Source organism: Vibrio sp. QJM3NY_39, assembly GCF_057785895.1.
The window spans coordinates 179,617-199,030 of the sequence record NZ_CM173505.1 but is presented as its reverse complement, the minus strand read 5'-3'; the positions used below and the strand labels follow the sequence as shown (position 1 = coordinate 199,030).

Annotated in this window: 16 protein-coding genes; 5 read left to right on the top strand and 11 right to left on the bottom strand. The window is 44.5% G+C overall.

From position 1 onward, the window contains the following. Positions 1–40: 40 nt before the first annotated feature. The 4 genes from arcA to aspA form a co-directional block, all read right to left on the bottom strand. A complete protein-coding gene (gene arcA / locus AC3CHU_RS00905; protein ID WP_017088985.1) occupies positions 41–1,264 on the bottom strand; it encodes an arginine deiminase in 1,224 nt (407 codons plus the stop codon). Positions 1,265–2,078: 814 nt separating this feature from the next. Then, complete coding sequence (locus AC3CHU_RS00900; protein ID WP_017077582.1) at positions 2,079–3,527, bottom strand: YfcC family protein; 1,449 nt, start codon at positions 3,525–3,527, stop codon at positions 2,079–2,081. A 542-nt stretch (positions 3,528–4,069) separates the two neighbouring features. Beyond that, entirely contained in the window at positions 4,070–5,377 is a 1,308-nt protein-coding gene (locus tag AC3CHU_RS00895; protein WP_114634080.1) for an anaerobic C4-dicarboxylate transporter, read from the bottom strand. 181 nt (positions 5,378–5,558) lie between these two features. After that, positions 5,559–7,010, bottom strand: coding sequence for an aspartate ammonia-lyase (gene aspA, locus AC3CHU_RS00890; protein ID WP_004729713.1), 1,452 nt, complete (start codon positions 7,008–7,010; stop codon positions 5,559–5,561). Between the two features lie 284 nt (positions 7,011–7,294). On the opposite strand from aspA, the gene AC3CHU_RS00885 reads away from it, so the two are divergent. Both AC3CHU_RS00885 and AC3CHU_RS00880 read left to right on the top strand, forming a co-directional pair. Continuing rightward, positions 7,295–7,819, top strand: a complete 525-nt coding sequence (locus AC3CHU_RS00885; RefSeq protein ID WP_004729712.1) for an FxsA family protein — start codon at positions 7,295–7,297, stop codon at positions 7,817–7,819. Between the two features lie 185 nt (positions 7,820–8,004). Further along, on the top strand, positions 8,005–9,198 hold the full coding sequence (locus tag AC3CHU_RS00880) for an ISL3 family transposase (RefSeq protein ID WP_488524945.1): 1,194 nt from the start codon (positions 8,005–8,007) through the stop codon (positions 9,196–9,198). Positions 9,199–9,300: 102 nt separating this feature from the next. On the opposite strand, the gene AC3CHU_RS00875 is transcribed toward AC3CHU_RS00880, so the two are convergent. The 4 genes from AC3CHU_RS00875 to AC3CHU_RS00860 all read right to left on the bottom strand — a co-directional run bounded on the left by AC3CHU_RS00875 (position 9,301) and on the right by AC3CHU_RS00860 (position 12,620). After that, positions 9,301–9,780 (bottom strand): tRNA (cytidine(34)-2'-O)-methyltransferase, encoded by a 480-nt coding sequence (locus AC3CHU_RS00875; protein WP_065207422.1) that lies wholly within the window; start codon positions 9,778–9,780, stop codon positions 9,301–9,303. Positions 9,781–9,857: 77 nt separating this feature from the next. Then, positions 9,858–10,475 carry a superoxide dismutase gene (locus AC3CHU_RS00870; RefSeq protein WP_488524944.1) on the bottom strand — a complete coding sequence of 206 codons (618 nt, stop codon included), beginning with the start codon at positions 10,473–10,475 and terminating at the stop codon, positions 9,858–9,860. Positions 10,476–10,551: 76 nt separating this feature from the next. After that, positions 10,552–11,931: an envelope stress sensor histidine kinase CpxA gene (gene cpxA / locus AC3CHU_RS00865; RefSeq protein ID WP_054548232.1), complete on the bottom strand. Its 1,380-nt coding sequence runs from the start codon at positions 11,929–11,931 to the stop codon at positions 10,552–10,554. Beyond that, entirely contained in the window at positions 11,931–12,620 is a 690-nt protein-coding gene (locus AC3CHU_RS00860; protein ID WP_114634079.1) for a response regulator, read from the bottom strand. The genes cpxA and AC3CHU_RS00860 overlap by 1 nt, the downstream gene beginning before the upstream one ends. A gap of 179 nt (positions 12,621–12,799) precedes the next feature. Here AC3CHU_RS00860 and AC3CHU_RS00855 point away from each other — a divergent pair, with 179 nt between their 5' ends. The 3 genes from AC3CHU_RS00855 to pfkA all read left to right on the top strand — a co-directional run bounded on the left by AC3CHU_RS00855 (position 12,800) and on the right by pfkA (position 15,661). Then, positions 12,800–13,309, top strand: a complete 510-nt coding sequence (locus tag AC3CHU_RS00855; RefSeq protein WP_065207420.1) for a CpxP family protein — start codon at positions 12,800–12,802, stop codon at positions 13,307–13,309. 163 nt (positions 13,310–13,472) lie between these two features. Beyond that, positions 13,473–14,381: a CDF family cation-efflux transporter FieF gene (fieF, locus tag AC3CHU_RS00850; protein ID WP_026012358.1), complete on the top strand. Its 909-nt coding sequence runs from the start codon at positions 13,473–13,475 to the stop codon at positions 14,379–14,381. A gap of 317 nt (positions 14,382–14,698) precedes the next feature. Beyond that, positions 14,699–15,661 (top strand): 6-phosphofructokinase, encoded by a 963-nt coding sequence (pfkA, locus tag AC3CHU_RS00845; protein WP_004729705.1) that lies wholly within the window; start codon positions 14,699–14,701, stop codon positions 15,659–15,661. A 124-nt stretch (positions 15,662–15,785) separates the two neighbouring features. Here pfkA and AC3CHU_RS00840 read toward each other — a convergent pair whose 3' ends face one another. The 3 genes from AC3CHU_RS00840 to nudC all read right to left on the bottom strand — a co-directional run bounded on the left by AC3CHU_RS00840 (position 15,786) and on the right by nudC (position 19,318). Next, on the bottom strand, positions 15,786–16,979 hold the full coding sequence (locus AC3CHU_RS00840; RefSeq protein WP_488524348.1) for an ISL3 family transposase: 1,194 nt from the start codon (positions 16,977–16,979) through the stop codon (positions 15,786–15,788). Between the two features lie 150 nt (positions 16,980–17,129). Next, positions 17,130–18,197 (bottom strand): uroporphyrinogen decarboxylase, encoded by a 1,068-nt coding sequence (gene hemE, locus AC3CHU_RS00835; RefSeq protein ID WP_004729761.1) that lies wholly within the window; start codon positions 18,195–18,197, stop codon positions 17,130–17,132. Between the two features lie 299 nt (positions 18,198–18,496). Further along, on the bottom strand, positions 18,497–19,318 hold the full coding sequence (nudC, locus tag AC3CHU_RS00830) for an NAD(+) diphosphatase (RefSeq protein ID WP_488525463.1): 822 nt from the start codon (positions 19,316–19,318) through the stop codon (positions 18,497–18,499). Positions 19,319–19,414 lie beyond the last annotated feature (96 nt).

The window sequence follows — 19,414 nt, the reverse complement described above, 5'->3', positions numbered from 1 at the left end:
TATTTAAGATCGTTCAACTTGGCCGTTTTCGTCTTAGTGATTAGATACCATCACGCTCAATTGGGCAGCTCATGCAGCGTGCGCCACCGCGACCGCGACCAAGTTCGTCTCCTGGAATTGGAAGAACTGTGATGCCTGCTTTGTCGTATTTTTCGTTGGTGTAGGTGTTGCCCTCGTAGCCAATAACGACGCCAGGTTTAACCGTTAGAACGTTGTTTGCATCGTTCCACTGTTCACGTTCTGCATGGAAGTTGTCGCCACCGGTTGTGATTAGGTTTAGCTTGTCTACGCCAAGAGCTTTTTCGATAGCTGTTACGAAGTAGCCTTCTTCTTTCACTTTTACAGCGCCAGACTCATCGCCAGTTAGGTTCCAGCACTGCACGTCTTTACTTACCACTTCAGGGTAAACAGAGAACGTATCTTCGTTCATGTGAGTCATTACGGTGTCTAAGTGCATGCAAGAGCGGTGTTTTGGTAGCTGCATTGCGATAACTTGTGTCGCTTGACCGTGTTTGAATAGGCTAGATGCTAAGTGTTCAACACCTTGTGCTGTTGTACGTTCAGACATACCGATAAGAACCGCGCCACGACCAAGTACAAGAACGTCACCACCTTCAATCGTAGAGTTGTCGTAATTGATTTTTTCTTCATCGCCGAAGTATTTAATGAAGTCTTGGCCTGCGAATGTTGGGTGCCAGCGGTAAATAGCGCGAACGTGGTTTGTTTCACGTTGACGAGCTGGTTTCGCCATTGGGTTGATAGATACACCGCCGTATACCCAGCAAGATGTGTCGCGAGTAAATAGGTGGTTTGGTAGAGGCTCGATAATGAAGTCGGTTGGTGCGTGCATGCCTTGCATCATTGAAGATGATTTCATTGGCATCTCAGCGTAAGACAAACCGCCCGTTAGAATTTTTGCTAGCTCTAGGTTTGGTAAGTCGCCCAAGTAGCAGCGCACATCATTGGCGAATGTTTTACCCAAGCGGTAATCAGATACTTGGCAGCTTAGTAGCCAATCTTTCGCTTCTGACACCGCTAGTGTGTCGGCTAGCAAGTCAGTAAGAAGAAGAACCTCAACACCTTGATCACGTAGCGTTTGAGTAAATGCGTCATGCTCTTTACCTGCACGCTCAACAGCCAGTACGTCATCAAACAGCAAATCGTGACAGTTAGAGGGTGTTAGGTGAGTCAGTGCGCGTCTTGGACGGTGAACTAGAACGCGGCGTAATTGACCTATTTCAGAACCTACATAGAACTTACTCATGATCGTCTCTCTCTTATATATTTGAATTACTTTTATCGCTAAGAGTAATTATTTATTTTCAGTTGAGAAGAATGAATTGTTTTATTCATATCTCTTGTCTGGAATTAATATTACGCCTGCTAGTCAGGTATTCTTAGAGATCTATCACAAATCGTTTTTTATCCCGAAGCCCTTTAAAATCAAGGGTTTTAACAAACTTTATGCACTTTCAACTATTGCTGGCCTTTTCTAAATAGTTAACTCCTTGGGAATATTATGCATGCTTTTTTCATTCGCCTAGTTAGAATCCAATTTGTGAGGGATTATATGCAAAATGGTTTTATTGATAAGAATGAGCTTAGATTGGAAGTATGCAATGTTAGTATTTATATATTTAATTTTGCACGTAGAATTAATTATTATTTAACAATTTAAATGCGAATAAAGCTATTGTGGTCACACTTTATAATTGGGCTTTTTAAGGCGGTTTTCTATAAAAATCACTACTATTTCCTCTTTGGTTATTACGGAGTGAATTACTTTAAATATAATTAACGCTAATAAATGACTAAATATTTTTATAAATATAAGAGCGAAGAATAGTTGGCGTTTTATTAGCCTTAATGTTGATATTTAAACGTTGGCTTACTCTTTGTCGCAAGTGGTTTTTGCTTGTTTAAGCTTTGCTACTGAGATAGGTCATAGAGAGGCGTTAAATGAAGCGTGTGCACCTCGGCAGGTTGTTTTGGTGATTGGGTTGGAGTTGGATTAGATAGCAATAAAAAAAGCCGCTATGGAAGCGGCTTTGGATGAGAACGGAGTGAAGTGCTTTAAGTTAGATAAGCGCACCAATACTTAGTACAACGATGCAGAACACCATTAAGATACCGACTAATGGCATTACCCATTTAACCCAGCGAACATAAGGGACGCGGGCAATCGCCAAGCCACCCATTACTACCGCAGAGGTCGGGGTGATTAGATTCACCAAGCCAGATGCCGATTGGTAAGCGGTGATCACAAGGTCACGACCTACGCCAGCAAAGTCGGCCAGTGGTGCCATGATTGGCATGGTGAGTACGGCTAAACCAGACGTTGATGGTACTAAGAACGACAGTAAAATCTCTAAGAAGAACATCACGTTAATAAAGATAACTGAAGAAAGCCCCGTTACCATTTGTTCTGCAGAGAACAGAATCGTATCGGTGATCATACCGCGGTCCATCACGACCACGATACCACGCGCGATACCAATGATAAGCGCTACACCAAGTAGGTCGCGGGCACCATCAATGAAGCTAGTGGTAAACTCTTCTTCGCTCATGCGAGCCACAATACCGACGATGATGGTCGCCGCTAAGAACATCGCGGAGATCTCAGCCATCCACCAGCCAGCAACCGATACACCGTAAATCATCACAGCGAAAGAGCCACCGAAAATAGTGAGGATTAATTTACGCGTTGTGGTGAAATCAAGTTTTTCGTCGCTCGCGTTACCAAGGAAGTGCGCTTTGTTCTCTTCGTATTTGTCGTAGACAATCGAAGTTGTTGGGTCAGCTTGAACCATTCTTGCGTAACGCATGACGTAGGCAACACAAATTATCCAACCAATAACGAGCATGGCAATACGCAGCACGATACCGTCAGTAAATGGGATACCAGAGGCGTTGGCAGCGATCACGGTTGCGAATGGGTTAATCGTTGACCCTAGCACCCCAATCCCTGCGCCAAGCAGTACGGTCGCAGCGGCAACAAGAGGGTCAAAGCGAGCGGCCATCATTACAGGTACTAGCAGCGTATAGAATGGCAGTGATTCTTCCGCCATGCCGTAGACGGTACCGCCAGCAGCAAACAATGCCATCAGTATCGGTATCATCAACTCTTCTCGCCCTTCTAGGCGGGCGGTGACGCGTTCGATACCGGCATCGATGGCGCCAGTTTTGGTTACTAGCCCTAAGAAGCCACCAATGATTAAGATGAACAGCGAAACATCGATTGCTGCAGCTTCATAGCTATTGTGGTCGTAGAAACCGTCAATAGGTGCGAGTAGTACGTCAATCACGCCTTGAGGGTTACCTTCTACGGCTTGATAGGTTCCGGTTACGGGAACTTCTCGACCTAGCTCTTCATTCATTGCTCGGTCGTATTGGCCTGCTGGAACAACCCAGGTAAGCAGGGCTACGAATGCAATTAGAATAAATAGAATGGTGTAGGCAGAAGGGAATTTAAAGTTGGCAAAGAAGCCGCCCTTTTTTTTCTCGCTTGGTATCGTCTGAGTCGTCATGGCTATCTCCTTACATCATCCTAAATAGAATTGACGTGAATTAGCGACTAATGTTTATAGATTGTAAATACAGTGATATTTATAAAGCATTCAACGATATAAAATTATTGCCCTTATAGAGCGGTCATCTATATGACGTTGCCGACTTTAAATATAAGTATCTTTATATTTATATATCCAAATGAATTTAGATTTAATTTAACTGCGGTTATTTTATTCCTTACGTCGCCATTTAAGTTTGGTATTGTTCACAAAAATAGTGACCAATGAATAGGCTGAAAAACGTTAGAAAAAGAGCAAGGTTTTTTGGTTAGTTAGCTTGGATTAATATTCGATGTGAATTAGAGAGAAACAAGGGATGGTTGCGTTGGCAGGCATTGTTAATGAGTGGCGTGAATATTATTGGAATTTTATTCAAACTTTATTTTTGTTCGGGTTTTTAGGTTTATAATGTTTATTTGATACGTATCAAATAAACACATTGTGCAGAAAAGAAAAAAGGAAGCCGAAGCTTCCTTTTAGGTTTGGTTTTCCAGCGAGTGTTAGATAAACAGACCGCCGAATGCGAAGCCGAGTGCTACCGCTGTACTGATTGTTGCCACACCAGGAATGAAGAATGGGTGGTTAAATACGTACTTACCAATACGAGTTGAACCTGTGTCATCCATCTCAACCGCTGCCAGTAGCGTAGGGTAAGTTGGAAGTACGAACAGTGCACTTACCGCAGCAAAAGAAGCTACGGCTGTTAGTGGTGCTACGCCAATCGCTAGAGCTGCAGGCATCAGTGCAACCGTTGTTGCGCCTTGAGAGTAAAGCAGCATAGAAGCGAAGAACAGAACAAGAGCCAGCATCCAAGGGTAGTCAGCCAGTAGAGCACCAGCAACGTCTTTGATTTCAGCAACGTGTGCATTCACAAACGTTGAACCTAACCAAGCCACACCCAGTACACAAACACACGCTGTCATACCTGAACGGAATGTTGGAGCCGAAGAAATCTTCGCTGCATCAATCTTAGTGAACATCACGATTGCCGCTGCTGCTGCCAGCATCACAGACATGATCGCTTCATTACGGCCCAGTGCTGGGTTTTCAATTAGGCCAACAGAGCTAGAGATAGCGGCTGCGTAGCAAACAACAAAACCAATCGCCGCAAGGAAGATGTAAGTCGCTTTCTTCGCTGTTGGTAGAATTTCGCGTTTCTCTTCTGTTGCTAGCTTGATTAGACCTTTCTCTAGACGCTCTTGGTAAACAGGATCGTCTTTCAGTTCGCTGCCCATGTAGTTCGCGACAACCGCACCAACCATACAAGCGATGAAGGTTGTTGGAATACAAACCATCAATAGCGTTAGGTAATCGACACCAAAGGGTGCAAGCATCGCTGCGAAAGCCACAACGGCTGCCGAAATAGGCGAAGCTGTGATCGCAATTTGAGAGGCTACAACTGCGATAGACAGTGGACGAGAAGGACGAACACCTTGGCCTTTTGCTACTTCTGCAATAACAGGCAGCGTAGAGAATGCTGTGTGACCAGTACCCGCCATTAGTGTCATTACAAAGGTCACAATCGGCGCGTAAAAGGTGATGCGTTCAGGGTGTTTACGCAAGAAGTTTTCTGCAATTTGTACCAACCAGTCCATACCGCCAGCAACCTGCATTGCTGCAATTGCGGTGATAACCGACATGATGATCAAAATTACATCGACCGGGATAAAAGATTGGCTTGTTGGAACACCAAGAATTAATGAAAGGGCAATAACACCAGCACCACCGGCAAAACCAATACCGATACCGCCAATTCTGGCCCCCAAAAAGATAAAGAGCAGGACGACAAATAGTTCTACTGCAATCATAAGTAACACCTCATTTTAGATTTTATTATGTGAACATTCGCCACTGGAATGTTCACATAATAGTTCTATGGTTTAGGTTTAATTAAGCAAAAACGCAACTAACGGAAATCCACAAGATCAGCAGGGTTAACCGTATTGGAGCCTAAAAAAGGGCTCCGTTTGGAGCCCTTTCTCGCTACCGTTATTCGTAGCGTTTAGCTTTATACTGAGGATGCATCAGATTTTCAACAGAGAAAATGTCATCAAGTTCTTCTTCGCTCAATAAACCGCGCTCTAGAACTACATCACGAACACTCTTACCTGTTTCCGCACAAATCTTACCAACGATGTCACCTTCGTGGTGGCCAATGTATGGGTTTAGGTAAGTTACGATACCGATAGAGTTAAATACGTGAGATTCACATACTTCTTTGTTCACAGTAATGCCGTCTACACACTTGTCGCGTAGGTTCACACATGCATTTGTTAGGATATCTAAAGACTCAAACATGCTTTGTGCGATAACAGGTTCCATTACGTTCAATTGAAGTTGACCGCCTTCTGCTGCGAAAGAAACCGTGTTGTCGTTACCTAGAACTTTAAAGCAAACTTGGTTTACTACTTCAGGTACAACTGGGTTTACTTTAGCAGGCATGATTGAAGAACCCGCTTGCAGTTCCGGTAGGTTTAGCTCGTTGAAGCCAGTACGTGGGCCTGAAGAAAGAAGACGTAAGTCGTTACAGATCTTAGACAGTTTAACCGCTAGACGTTTAAGTGCACCGTGCGTCATTACGTATGCGCCACAGTCAGACGTTGCTTCGATAAGATCTTCAGCCGCTACACACTCTAAGCCAGTTACTTCTGCTAGGTGCTTAACTGCTAGGCCTTGGTAACCCGGTGCTGCGTTCAGACCAGTACCGATAGCTGTTGCGCCTAGGTTAACTTCAAGAAGAAGCTTTGAAGTGTATTCTAGGTTTTTGATTTCTTCATTGATGGTTACAGCCCAAGCGTGGAACTCTTGGCCAACCGTCATAGGCACAGCATCTTGAAGTTGAGTACGACCCATCTTCAAAATTGTGTTGAATTCTTGGCTCTTAAGCTCAAATGCACCTTTTAGGTATTCGATAGCGTCAATCAGTTTACGAACGCTGTTGTACACAGAGATACGGAAACCAGTTGGGTAAGCACAGTTAGTTGATTGGCTGCGGTTAACATGGTCATTCGGGTTGATGAACTCATATTGGCCTTTTTCTTTGCCCATAAGTTCAAGTGCCACGTTTGCCACAACTTCGTTAGCATTCATGTTTACAGAAGTACCAGCACCACCTTGGAAAACGTCCGATGGGAACTGATCCATGCACTTACCGGTGTCGAGAATGAGGTCACAAGCTTCGATGATGTATTTAGCCACTTCGCTTGGAATTACACCTAACTCTTTGTTTGCTAAAGCCGCTGCTTTCTTTGTCATCACCATACCGCGAACGAATTCAGGTACATCTGAGATCGTTACATTTGAGATGTTGAAGTTTTCAACTGCGCGTAGAGTGTGGATGCCGTAGTAAGCATCAGCCGGAACATGACGTTGACCTAATAGATCTTCTTCGAGACGAGTAGCTTGAGGAGCTTCAACTTGAGCTTCTGATTGAGTAGCCATAACAGGATCCTTAGAGAATTATTCTGATTATATAGTTAGTTATTAGCCTATTCTGTGTGCAAATACTCCGTTCGCTAGAATATTGGGCTGATAAATCCGTCCTGACTTATGTGGCACATGATACTGTACTTAGCGCATAAAAATATTAAGTTGATCACCTTTTTCGTTTTTGTTTCGTCAATATTTAGCAAACTTATTCCGGGTCAATAAACACGCTTATTTACAGGATAAATTTGAGATTGGTAGGGCTTTCAGCGTAAACTGGACGTAACAAAGGAGGGCGTGTGTTTCCTATCTTATTATTACTCTTTATCTTCGTACCCATCATTGAGATTGGGCTATTTATTCAAGTTGGTGGCTTCTTAGGATTGTGGCCAACTATCGCGTTGGTTTTGATCACTGCATTTGTGGGTGCATCGCTGGTTCGTAGCCAAGGCATTCAGACACTTATGTCTGTTCAAGGTCGGTTGCAACAAGGCGAAATGCCAGCACAACAGATTCTTGAAGGCGTGATGCTTGCGGTTGCAGGCGTATTGCTGCTGACTCCGGGCTTTATGACGGACGCACTCGGTATGTTGGTATTGTTACCAGCACCAAGAGCGATGATTGCCAAGAAAATGATGGAAAAAATGGTGGTGACCAATATGTCTGGTGGTTTTCATGCGGGTGGACAAGCTGGTTTTGGCCAGAGCCCATTTGGACAAGACCCATTCAATTCAGGTCCATCTGACCAATCAAAAGACGGCAACACCTTTGAGGGTGAGTTTGAGAAGAAAGACGACGACAACGATCGTAACCGCTTAAATTAATGGTTTGTCTCTTTATATAGAGAGACAAACAGAAAAGGCTCTTACCGTTATCCTTCGCAAGAAAGTGATAATGGTAAGAGCCTTTTTTATGGTTCATCGCGGATTAGCGGGAACTAAAAACAAAAACGGTAGTAAGTGATATGGTTTAGTCGCCAAACAAAAATCATACACAAACTACCGTTTCTATGCCGAATCATACTTTCCTATCTTCATTCTGGGAAGGCTTTCAAATAGTAAAGTCTCTCCAGACAGCATCACTTATTACCCTGACTCTTAAACCTAGCTCTGAGGCTAAATGCCTTTGTGGTCTTGAGGCCGAGGCTATCCATGAGTATCAATGGCGTCACGTAAAGGATGCCATGTTGCTCGGTGTGCCTGTTGAACTTTCCGTTCAAACTCGAAGGATTAAGTGTCGTGACTGCGGCATAAAAACAGAACCTCTCTCTTGGTTAGAGCCTTATGCTCGTATAACAAAGCGCCTAAAAAGCTATATAGAACAACTGCTACCCCTGCTTCCCATTAAGCATATATCCCAAATTACGGGCGTTCATTGGCACACCATTAAAGAAATAGATAAACGCCGACTTCGACAAGTGGTGCCGCCAGTGAAATGGGGTGAGCTAAAGCAGCTCGTGATGGATGAGTTCGCCATCTTTAAAGGGCATCGATATGCCACCGTCATCGCTGATGCGAAGACTCATCAAGTCATTTGGGTTGGATTAGGCCGCAGCCGCAAGGACATACGGCCGTTCTTCGAGCAGCTAGGCGAGAATGGGGTAAATATCGAAGCAGTAGCGATGGACATGAATACGGCTTTTGACCTTGAAGTTCAAGCGCACTGCCCGAACGCAAAAATCGTTTACGACTTATTCCATGTTGTTGCTAAGTTCGGTCGCGAGGTGATGGATAGAGTCAGAGTCGACCAAGCCAACAAACTCAAGCAAGATAAAAAAGCGAGGCAATGGGTGAAGCGCTCACGGTGGGTACTGCTGAAAAATAGAGGCAACTTAAATACACGTCAAGATAGCTATCTTACTGAAATATTGAATATCAATAAGGACTTAATGACCACTTATATACTCGGAGCCCAACTCAAAGAGCTTTGGTATTGTGAATCCGAAGGGCACGCGAAGGGGCTCTGGGACACGTGGTGGGAACAAGTGCAAGAGAGTGGAATTAAGCCATTGAAAGAGTTCGCACGAAAACTGAGTCCTTATCTTCACGGCATTATCGCATCGGCAAGTTATCCGTTGAACACCTGCACACTGGAAGGGATAAACAACAAGATAAAGTTAATCAAGCGAATGGGGTATGGGTATCGAGATACAGACTACTTCTTCTTGAAGATAAAAGCGGCTTTCCCCGGAAAGCCGCGATGAACCTTTTTTATTGCATGTTACCTGCTATTTACGATTGCTAGTAGGAACAGATAACAGGCCGTGTGAACAGTTATTTACTGAGATTAATTTACTGAGATTGGGTTATATCGCGCCTTCAAAACCCATTTGTCGCCATGCTTCGAACGCAATAATGGCCACTGCGTTAGACAGGTTCAAGCTGCGTGCTTCTGGCATCATTGGAATACGAATACGTTGCTCCATTGGCATACTTTCGATGAATTCAGCAGGCAGACCGCGAGACTCTGGGCCAAACATCAGTACATCACCTTGTTGGAATTTCGCATCAACGTGGTGGCCAGTGGTCTTGGTCGTACAAGCAAAGATACGGTAGTCACCCTCACGTTCATTCTCTAGATACTCAAGGAAGGCTTCTAGATTCTTGTGACGCTTTACTCGTGCGAGGTCGTGATAATCTAAACCCGCACGACGAACTTTCTTCTCTTCGAAATCAAAACCAAGCGGCTCGATAAGGTGCAGGTTTGCGCCGCAGTTAGCTGATAGGCGGATGATGTTACCCGTATTGGGCGCGATTTCTGGTTCATATAGAGCGATATCAAACATGTTGGTTCACAAGAATAATCAAAGATAGCCAGAGTATACGGTGGCAAGCTGAGTGAGTACAGTTCGCCACCCTCAGCTTAGGCCTGGTTCGCTAGTGCCTGCGCGTAGTTTTCAGATACCGCATTCCAATTCACTACGTTCCACCATGCATTGATGTAATCAGGACGACGGTTTTGGTAGCTGATGTAGTAGGCGTGTTCCCAAACATCGAGTGCAAGAATGGGCTCGCCATTACTGGCAACCGTATCCATCCACGGGTTGTCTTGGTTCGAAGTCGAGATGATCTTCAGTTGTCCTTCTTCAACCACTAGCCAAGCGAAGCCTGAACCAAAGGTATTGATTGCCGCTTGAGCGAATTGATCTTGGAATGTCTCGAAATCTCCGAAAGTACTTTTGATAGCCTTGCCAAGCTCGCCCGTGGGTTCACCCCCACCGTCTTGCGACATGCAGTTCCAATACAAGATGTGATTGTAGTAACCGCCACCATTGTTACGAACCGCTGGGCTGTGCTGAGAAATGTTAGCGAAGATCTCGGTCAGAGACTGTTGCTCTAGTTCGCTGCCAGAAACAGCCGCAACAAACTTATCGTAGTAGGTTCTATGGTGCTTACTGTAATGCACTTCCATCGTCTTAGCATCAATGTAAGGTTCTAGAGCATCGTAAGCGTAGGGTAAAGCAGGGAAAGTGTGTGACATGGTAAATCCTCCTTAATTAGAGGATTTACCATAATGATAATGACAATTATTATCAACTGTGATCTTTGTGGGGGTATTATACCGGTAAGATTGGCAGGGTGATTTCGAGTTGTAATCCACCGAGCTGGCTACGGCTTGCAGTGATGGTTCCGCTGTGTTGGCGAATCGCACTTTCTGTAATGGTGAGGCCAAGCCCAGTGCCACCTGAATTACGATCGCGTGCCGTTGAAACTCGGTAGAAAGGTCTGAAGATAGAATCCAGTTCATCCTCCGGTACACCATCACCGTTGTCATTGACGCAAATCGTCAGCTGATCTTGGACAACATGGAATTGCACATCGACTTGGTCTTTACCGTAGTAGATAGCATTGCGCGTAATATTGTCTAAGGCACTCATCAGCAGTTTAGGATTACCTGAAATAGAACGTTCTGGGATCTCTGAAAACGTCAGTAATTTACCCATCTGTTCAGCTTCAAACTCTGCATCTTTTAAGATCTCTTCCCATAAGCTCGAGATAGGTTGCACCTCACGAGTGATGTGGCTGTCGACCTGCATACGAGATAGCGTCAGTAGCTCACTGATCATTTGTTCCAAACGCTGCGCTTCGGTATCAATACGTTCTAATTCTTGGCTCTCACCTTGCTTACGAATTGCCAGTGCATTGGCCATGCGTAGACGAGTCAATGGCGAGCGCAGTTCGTGTGAGATATCAGAAAGTAGTCGCTGCTGCCCAGAAATCATCTGGTTTACCGCTTCCACCATTTGGTTAAAGCTTTCACCCGCTTGTCTGAATTCTGATGTGCCTTTTTCAAGTGTTGGATCAACCTCAAATTGCCCTTTTGCTACACGCTGCGCTGCGCGTTCAAGCCTACGTGCGGGTTGACTCAATGCCCAAGCTAGCCATAGCAATAGCGGGGTACTTGCTAGCATTACCGCAAGCAACAGCTGTAAAGGTCTATCAAATAGTCGTAGCAAAAATGGCGGTGGTTGGTTCCATTTTACTCCGGCATACATCAGTAATTCTTCACCAGCGAGTGTGATAGGTACTGGCCCTGCCACCATGTAGTGTCCGTATAGTTTCTGTTTTGGTACTTCAGGGTTATCAATAGAGGTAACAAAGTTGCGAATCGCCTTAAGTTTATAGTCCGAATGTCTTTTCGACGTAAGGACAGCACCTTCAAGGTCGGTTAAATAGATGCGAGCTCGAGAATCCTTGCGGCTACGTGGTGCCTCAAGTTGGAAAACAATTTTGCCTAGATTAGGTTCTTTGGCGTAGCGTTTCTCTGTGATTTTAGCGATACGCTCCAATTTATTTAGATGATCCGCGGGCACATCACGTGCTACACGTGGATCTAAATGAGGAAGTGATAGCACCGACAAAAGCACCAGTAACATGGTGAACCAAAAGATAGCAAAGATACGTCCATATAAGCTGGTGATTTTAGGGATACGCATTAATCTTCCTCTACCAATAAGTAGCCACGGCCTCGTAAGGTTTTGATGCGAGACTTACCATCGCTGCGTTCTGGAATCTTCTTGCGCAAATTGGAGATGTGCATGTCTATCGCGCGGTCAAACGCCGCCAGCCTTTTTCCTAAAACATCCAAGCTCAGTGCTTCTTTGGTGATCACTTGTCCCGGGTTTTGGATGAGATGGCTCAGCAAAGCGAATTCTGTGGTGGTGAGATCGATAATCTGTCCATTACAGTAAGCCTCTTGTTTGCCAGGGAATACTTCGATGTCTTGGTATTGAATGGTGTCGCTGGCTGATTTAGGCGCGGTGTTAGTCTGTGTTCGACGTAAGATGGCACGAATACGAGCGAGCAGTTCTCGGTCACTGAACGGCTTTGGCAAGTAATCATCTGCACCAAGTTCAAGGCCAATAACACGGTCGATCTCTTCGCCTTTGGCAGTCAGCATCAATACCGGTGTTTCCCAGTTCTCTCTCAATTTCTTTAGCGTTTCCATACCGTTAAGGCGCGGCATCATCACATCCAAAAGAATCAGATCAACCTCATCATTGATAGCGTCAAGCCCCGCATAGCCATCATTGGCTTCGGAAACAGTGAAGCCCTCAAAGCTCAGAATGTCTTTAAGTAAACTGGTTAACTCGGTGTCGTCATCAATAAGAAGAATGTTCGCCATTGGGAAGCCTTAATTGGTTATTTCACTTTAATAATACTGCTAATTATTCGTCAACTTTCACTCTTTACGATTCTTTACGCTTTCTAAACGTCGCTTTACGAGGGAAAGACTAATCTATATCTAAGCGCTGAGAAACAAACGCAACACATGACTTATTATACCGAATTGAGGCAACAATTATGAAAATGACTAAGAAACTTGTACTAGCAGCTGCGGCACTTCCACTAATGTTAGGTACAGCAAGCGCATTCGCATATGGCGGCGGCGATAAAGGCGACCACAAAGGCATGCACGGTAAATGTGGCGGCTTCGATAAGAAAGTGATGCGTCAACTAGACCTGACGGATGCTCAAAAAACAGAACTAAAAGAGATGCGCGAAGCGAACCGCGCTGAGATGAAAGCAAAACACTCAGGCAACAAAGCAGATAAAATGGCGCAAATGAAAGCGCATCACGAGAAAGTTCAAGATCTAGTTCTAGCTGATACTTTTGATGAAGCTGCAGCAAACGACCTAGCAAGCCAAATGGTTGAGAAGCAAACAGAGCGTCGCGTAGCAATGCTTAAGAAGCAACACCAAATGATGAGCGTACTAACACCTGAGCAAAAGACTCAGCTGAAAGAAATCCAACAAGAGCGCATGGCGAAGTGTGCTGACAAAATGGAAAAACGCATGAACAAAGACAAGTAATTCATGGCTTGAGAAAGCTGAATTGATTGAAAGTGTTTAGAAAGAAGCGGCCTAGTGCCGCTTTTTTGATCTTTAAAAATGAATGTATTACATCATGGCTGTCATATTCAATCGGTTGTTTGCGGGTTATACTTTGTGCTATCAGTCACTTTATAGCCAATTTATGAAACAAGAATACGCACGTTTAGTTACGCTCGCCGCTTGGGCTGCCACCATCATTGCCTCCATATTATTGGTTGTGAAGGTTGCTGCGTGGTGGGTGACAGGTTCAGTCAGTTTATTAGCTTCTGTGGTCGATTCGCTGTTGGATATCGCCGCTTCTGTCGTCAATCTGGTGGTGGTTCGCTACTCTCTTCAGCCTGCCGATAAAGAACATACCTTTGGTCATGGTAAGGCTGAGTCTCTTGCTGCATTAGCGCAGGCAATGTTTATTTCCGGTTCCGCTTGTTTCCTTATTCTTAATGGTATTGAGCGTTTCTTCCGACCGCATGAGCTGAACTCTCCTGAAATTGGTATTTATGTCAGCTTGTTCGCGATCGTAATGACCTTTGGTTTGGTTCGATTCCAAAAACATGTTGTCAGCAAAACGGGCAGCCAAGCGATAGCCGCCGATTCACTGCATTATCAATCCGACCTTTATATGAATGCAGCGATCATGCTCGCGCTAGCACTGAGCTGGTTTGGCATTGGTCAAGCGGACTCGGTATTCGCGATTGGTATCGGTATCTACATTCTTTACAGTGCCTACCAAATGGCAACAGAAGCCATTCAATCTTTGCTTGATAGAAAGCTGCCAGATGAAGAATTAAAACAGATAAAAGAGACATCGCTGAGTGTGGAAGGTGTGCTTGGCGTACATCAACTAAGAACGCGTCGTTCAGGGCCTGTTCGGTTCATTCAATTGCATTTAGAACTCGAAGATAATATCCCACTTATTGAAGCGCACCGCATTTCTGACGAAGTAGAAGACAAGCTTATCTCCGTTTTTCCTGATGCTGATGTATTAATTCATCAAGACCCGTATTCGGTCGTATTTGGACCCGAGAAGCAGCAGAAATTTCACTCATGGTAAGCGGGCTAAAAAAAGGGTAGGCAAATGGTAAGTAGGTGGCTTTTGAACTAAAGTGAGTAAAAATTACTAATTCTTAGGTGATTCAAAAATCACCTTAGTAACAATTAATGTTGATTCTGATGTGAATCAACAAAGTTACTGAGTAAAACTGTAATACTCTTACAGAAGTAGAAATGTTACATAATTTTACGCGATTTAAGTGCTATTCCTGTTGAGGAAATGTAACATAACGCACAAATATAGATTTAAAATCTTGTTGATATACAATCAGCAAGAATAAGAATTGAATAATAGATTCCCAAAAATCGAGGGTGAGCATGATTAAGAAGATCGGTGTTTTGACCAGTGGTGGTGACGCTCCAGGCATGAACGCAGCAGTTCGTGGTGTAGTTCGTACTGCGCTATCAGTTGGCATTGAAGTTTACGGTATTTACGATGGCTACCAAGGCCTTGTTGAAGACCGTATCGAAAAGCTTGACCGTTCAAGCGTATCTGACGTGATCAACCGTGGTGGTACTTTCTTAGGTTCTGCACGTTTCCCTGAGTTCAAAGACGTTGCTGTTCGTGAGAAAGGCATCGAGAACCTTAAGAAGCACGGTATCGAAGCACTAGTTGTTATCGGTGGTGACGGTTCTTACATGGGTGCTAAGAAACTGACTGAGATGGGTTACCCATGTATCGGTCTTCCAGGCACAATCGATAACGATATCGCGGGTACAGACTACACAATCGGCTACCTAACAGCGCTTAACACTGTTATCGATTCAATCGACCGTCTACGTGACACGTCTTCTTCTCACCAACGTATTTCTATTGTTGAAATCATGGGCCGTCACTGTGGTGACCTTACGCTTATGTCAGCAATTGCGGGTGGCTGTGAGTACATCATCACACCTGAGACTGGCCTAGATAAAGATCAGCTTATCAGCAATATCCAAGATGGTATTGCGAAAGGTAAGAAGCACGCAATCATCGCTCTAACTGAGTTAATGATGGATGCGAATGAACTAGCGAAAGAGATCGAAGCTTCAACAGGTCGTGAAACTCGTGCAACGGTTCTTGGTCACATCCAACGTGGTGGTCGCCCGACTGCATTTGACCGTGTACTGGCTTCTCGCATGGGTAACTACGCTGTTCACCTTCTTCAAGAAGGCCACGGTGGTCGTTGTGTTGGTATCGAGAAAGAAGCGCTTGTTCACCACGACATCATCGACTGTATCGAGAACATGCAGAACCCAGACCGTTCTGAGCTGTTCCGCGTTGCAGAAGAGTTGTTCTAAGCCACGCTTAGCGTTCGCTTAAAATATTAAAAACCGCTGATTTATCAGCGGTTTTTTTGTGCCTGTCGGCTTAGCTTTGAAACTAAATTACAGGTAATAGAAAACAATAGGCAATAAAAAAGGTTCATCGCGGCTTTCCGGGGAAAGCCGCTTTTATCTTCAAGAAGAAGTAGTCTGTATCTCGATACCCATACCCCATTCGCTTGATTAACTTTATCTTGTTGTTTATCCCTTCCAGTGTGCAGGTGTTCAACGGATAACTTGCCGATGCGATAATGCCGTGAAGATAAGGACTCAGTTTTCGTGCGAACTCTTTCAATGGCTTAATTCCACTCTCTTGCACTTGTTCCCACCACGTGTCCCAGAGCCCCTTCGCGTGCCCTTCGGATTCACAATACCAAAGCTCTTTGAGTTGGGCTCCGAGTATATAAGTGGTCATTAAGTCCTTATTGATATTCAATATTTCAGTAAGATAGCTATCTTGACGTGTATTTAAGTTGCCTCTATTTTTCAGCAGTACCCACCGTGAGCGCTTCACCCATTGCCTCGCTTTTTTATCTTGCTTGAGTTTGTTGGCTTGGTCGACTCTGACTCTATCCATCACCTCGCGACCGAACTTAGCAACAACATGGAATAAGTCGTAAACGATTTTTGCGTTCGGGCAGTGCGCTTGAACTTCAAGGTCAAAAGCCGTATTCATGTCCATCGCTACTGCTTCGATATTTACCCCATTCTCGCCTAGCTGCTCGAAGAACGGCCGTATGTCCTTGCGGCTGCGGCCTAATCCAACCCAAATGACTTGATGAGTCTTCGCATCAGCGATGACGGTGGCATATCGATGCCCTTTAAAGATGGCGAACTCATCCATCACGAGCTGCTTTAGCTCACCCCATTTCACTGGCGGCACCACTTGTCGAAGTCGGCGTTTATCTATTTCTTTAATGGTGTGCCAATGAACGCCCGTAATTTGGGATATATGCTTAATGGGAAGCAGGGGTAGCAGTTGTTCTATATAGCTTTTTAGGCGCTTTGTTATACGAGCATAAGGCTCTAACCAAGAGAGAGATTCTGTTTTTATGCCGCAGTCACGACACTTAATCCTTCGAGTTTGAACGGAAAGTTCAACAGGCACACCGAGCAACATGGCATCCTTTACGTGACGCCATTGATACTCATGGATAGCCTCGGCCTCAAGACCACAAAGGCATTTAGCCTCAGAGCTAGGTTTAAGAGTCAGGGTAATAAGTGATGCTGTCTGGAGAGACTTTACTATTTGAAAGCCTTCCCAGAATGAAGATAGGAAAGTATGATTCGGCATAGAAACGGTAGTTTGTGTATGATTTTTGTTTGGCGACTAAACCATATCACTTACTACCGTTTTTGTTTTTAGTTCCCGCTAATCCGCGATGAACCATAAAAAAGCGCTGCCGATTTCTCGACAGCGCTTTTTCTAAAAACACATACTTAATTACTTATGGTATGGCTTAGATAGGTCATGAACTGCGTCCACAAATACACCAGCATTCTCTGGTGGCACATCTAGGTGAATACCATGGCCAAGGTTAAATACGTGGCCAGTACCGCCGTCACCAAAACCTTCAAGGATAGTGCCGACTTCTTCACGGATACGCTCAGGCTGTGCGTAAAGTACTGATGGGTCCATGTTGCCCTGTAGAGCCACTTTATCGCCAATACGTGCTTTTGCATCAGCAATATTGATTGTCCAGTCTAGGCCAACTGCATCACAGCCAGTTGCTGCGATAGATTCTAGCCACATGCCACCGTTCTTAGTGAACAGAGTAACCGGTACACGACGACCTTCGTTTTCACGGATTAGGCCATCTACAATTTTGTGCATGTACTGCAGTGAGAACAGGTTGTAGTCACGCGGAGTAAGTACACCACCCCATGTGTCGAATACCATTACCGATTGTGCACCCGCTTTAATTTGCGCGTTCAGGTATTCAATAACAGTGTCAGCCAGCTTATCGAGAAGTAAGTGCAGCGTTTGTGGCTCTGCGTACATCATCTTCTTGATCTTAGTAAATGCCTTCGAACTGCTGCCTTCAACCATGTAAGTTGCCAGTGTCCAAGGGCTACCAGAGAAACCAATCAATGGCACTTCGCCTTTCAGGTCTTTACGGATCTGACGAACGGCATTCATTACGTATTGAAGCTCACCTTCTGGATCAGGTAGGCCAATCTTCTCTACGTCAGCTTTACATGTGATAGGACGTTCAAACTTAGGACCTTCACCTGTTTCAAAGTACAAGCCTAAGCCCATTGCATCAGGGATAGTTAAGATGTCAGAGAACAAGATTGCCGCATCAAGCGGGAAACGGCGCAAAGGTTGAAGTGTTACTTCAGATGCAAGCTCCGCGTTTTTGCACAAAGACATGAAGTCGCCTGCTTCTGCACGCGTTGCTTTGTACTCTGGAAGGTATCGGCCAGCTTGGCGCATCATCCATACCGGTGTGTAATCAACAGGCTGTTTTAAAAGTGCGCGTAAATAGCGATCGTTTTTTAATTCGGTCATTCCGTTAAATTCCAATTCAATCTTGTCTAGTTTTGATGGCAAGTATTCTAACACTGATTTAGGGGTAAAAGCTGTGTGCTTTGCAACCTAGATCAAGTTATTAACTTTTAAATCAATGCTTAATTTGCACCCAATTACGAGAGCATGTTAAAAATTTGTTCGCTAGCGAAAATTACAATTATAACATCTGAGTAGTCACTACTCAGCATCTCATAACGACATCTTACTTACCCCCTCCACTTGTGGAGGGTTTTTTTTAGCTTTTGACCACCCATAGGCCAAATACTATTGGGATCTATTTAATGCTCAATAACTTGATTCTCTAAACCTTTCGTCATCACATCATTAACTGTTTTTTCAATCAACTGTCTCGCAATGGTTCCCACAGGGGCAACATCAGGCAACCTTGTCACATCAAACCATTGAGCATCCGACAGTTCACTGTAATCCGGTTTGAGCGTACCACCAGCGTAGTCAGCGAAAAAGCCCATCATCATGCTGGATGGAAAAGCCCATGGCTGACTGCCAAAGTAACGGATATTACTGACATCGATGCCTGTCTCTTCTTTGATTTCTCTTGCCACACACTGCTCTAAGGTCTCTCCAACCTCTAGGAAGCCCGCTATCACGGTATACATACCTGTTTTATGTCTTGGGTGCTGTGCAAGCAATATCTTGTTGTCGTTTCGTACAGCGACAATGATGCACGGGAAGATACGAGGGTAATGAAGCGTTCGGCAATCTCCGCATTGCATCGCCACCTGATTATGATTGAGGTGATTACGACCGCCACACTGAGGACAAAAACGCATACTTTGCGTCATGTGCCCATACTGGATAGCTTTGCTTGCTGTCAGAAAACTCGATTCAGGCCAGTGTAATAACTCACGTAGGTTTATCATGGTCAACTCACCCTCAACATCACAGTCGTTGAGCCAATACACCTTACGACCTTGATGCTGACCAATACAGATTGCATGCTCGACACTCAGCCCTAGCTCCTCTGCTGAGCCATAAGGAAACTGATCATTATTAACCCAAATATCACTACCTGAAACGACGCACCAATAAGCTTGCTCTGTCATTTTGTTATCACTTTTTTTAACATCCCTATGCCTCATTGCTTGCAGTTCGTTCATTTTACTGGCAATCTAATTTCATACTAGAGTTGTAGCAGAGAATATTTCAAGCTATTACTTTTAGTAGTTACCAATAAA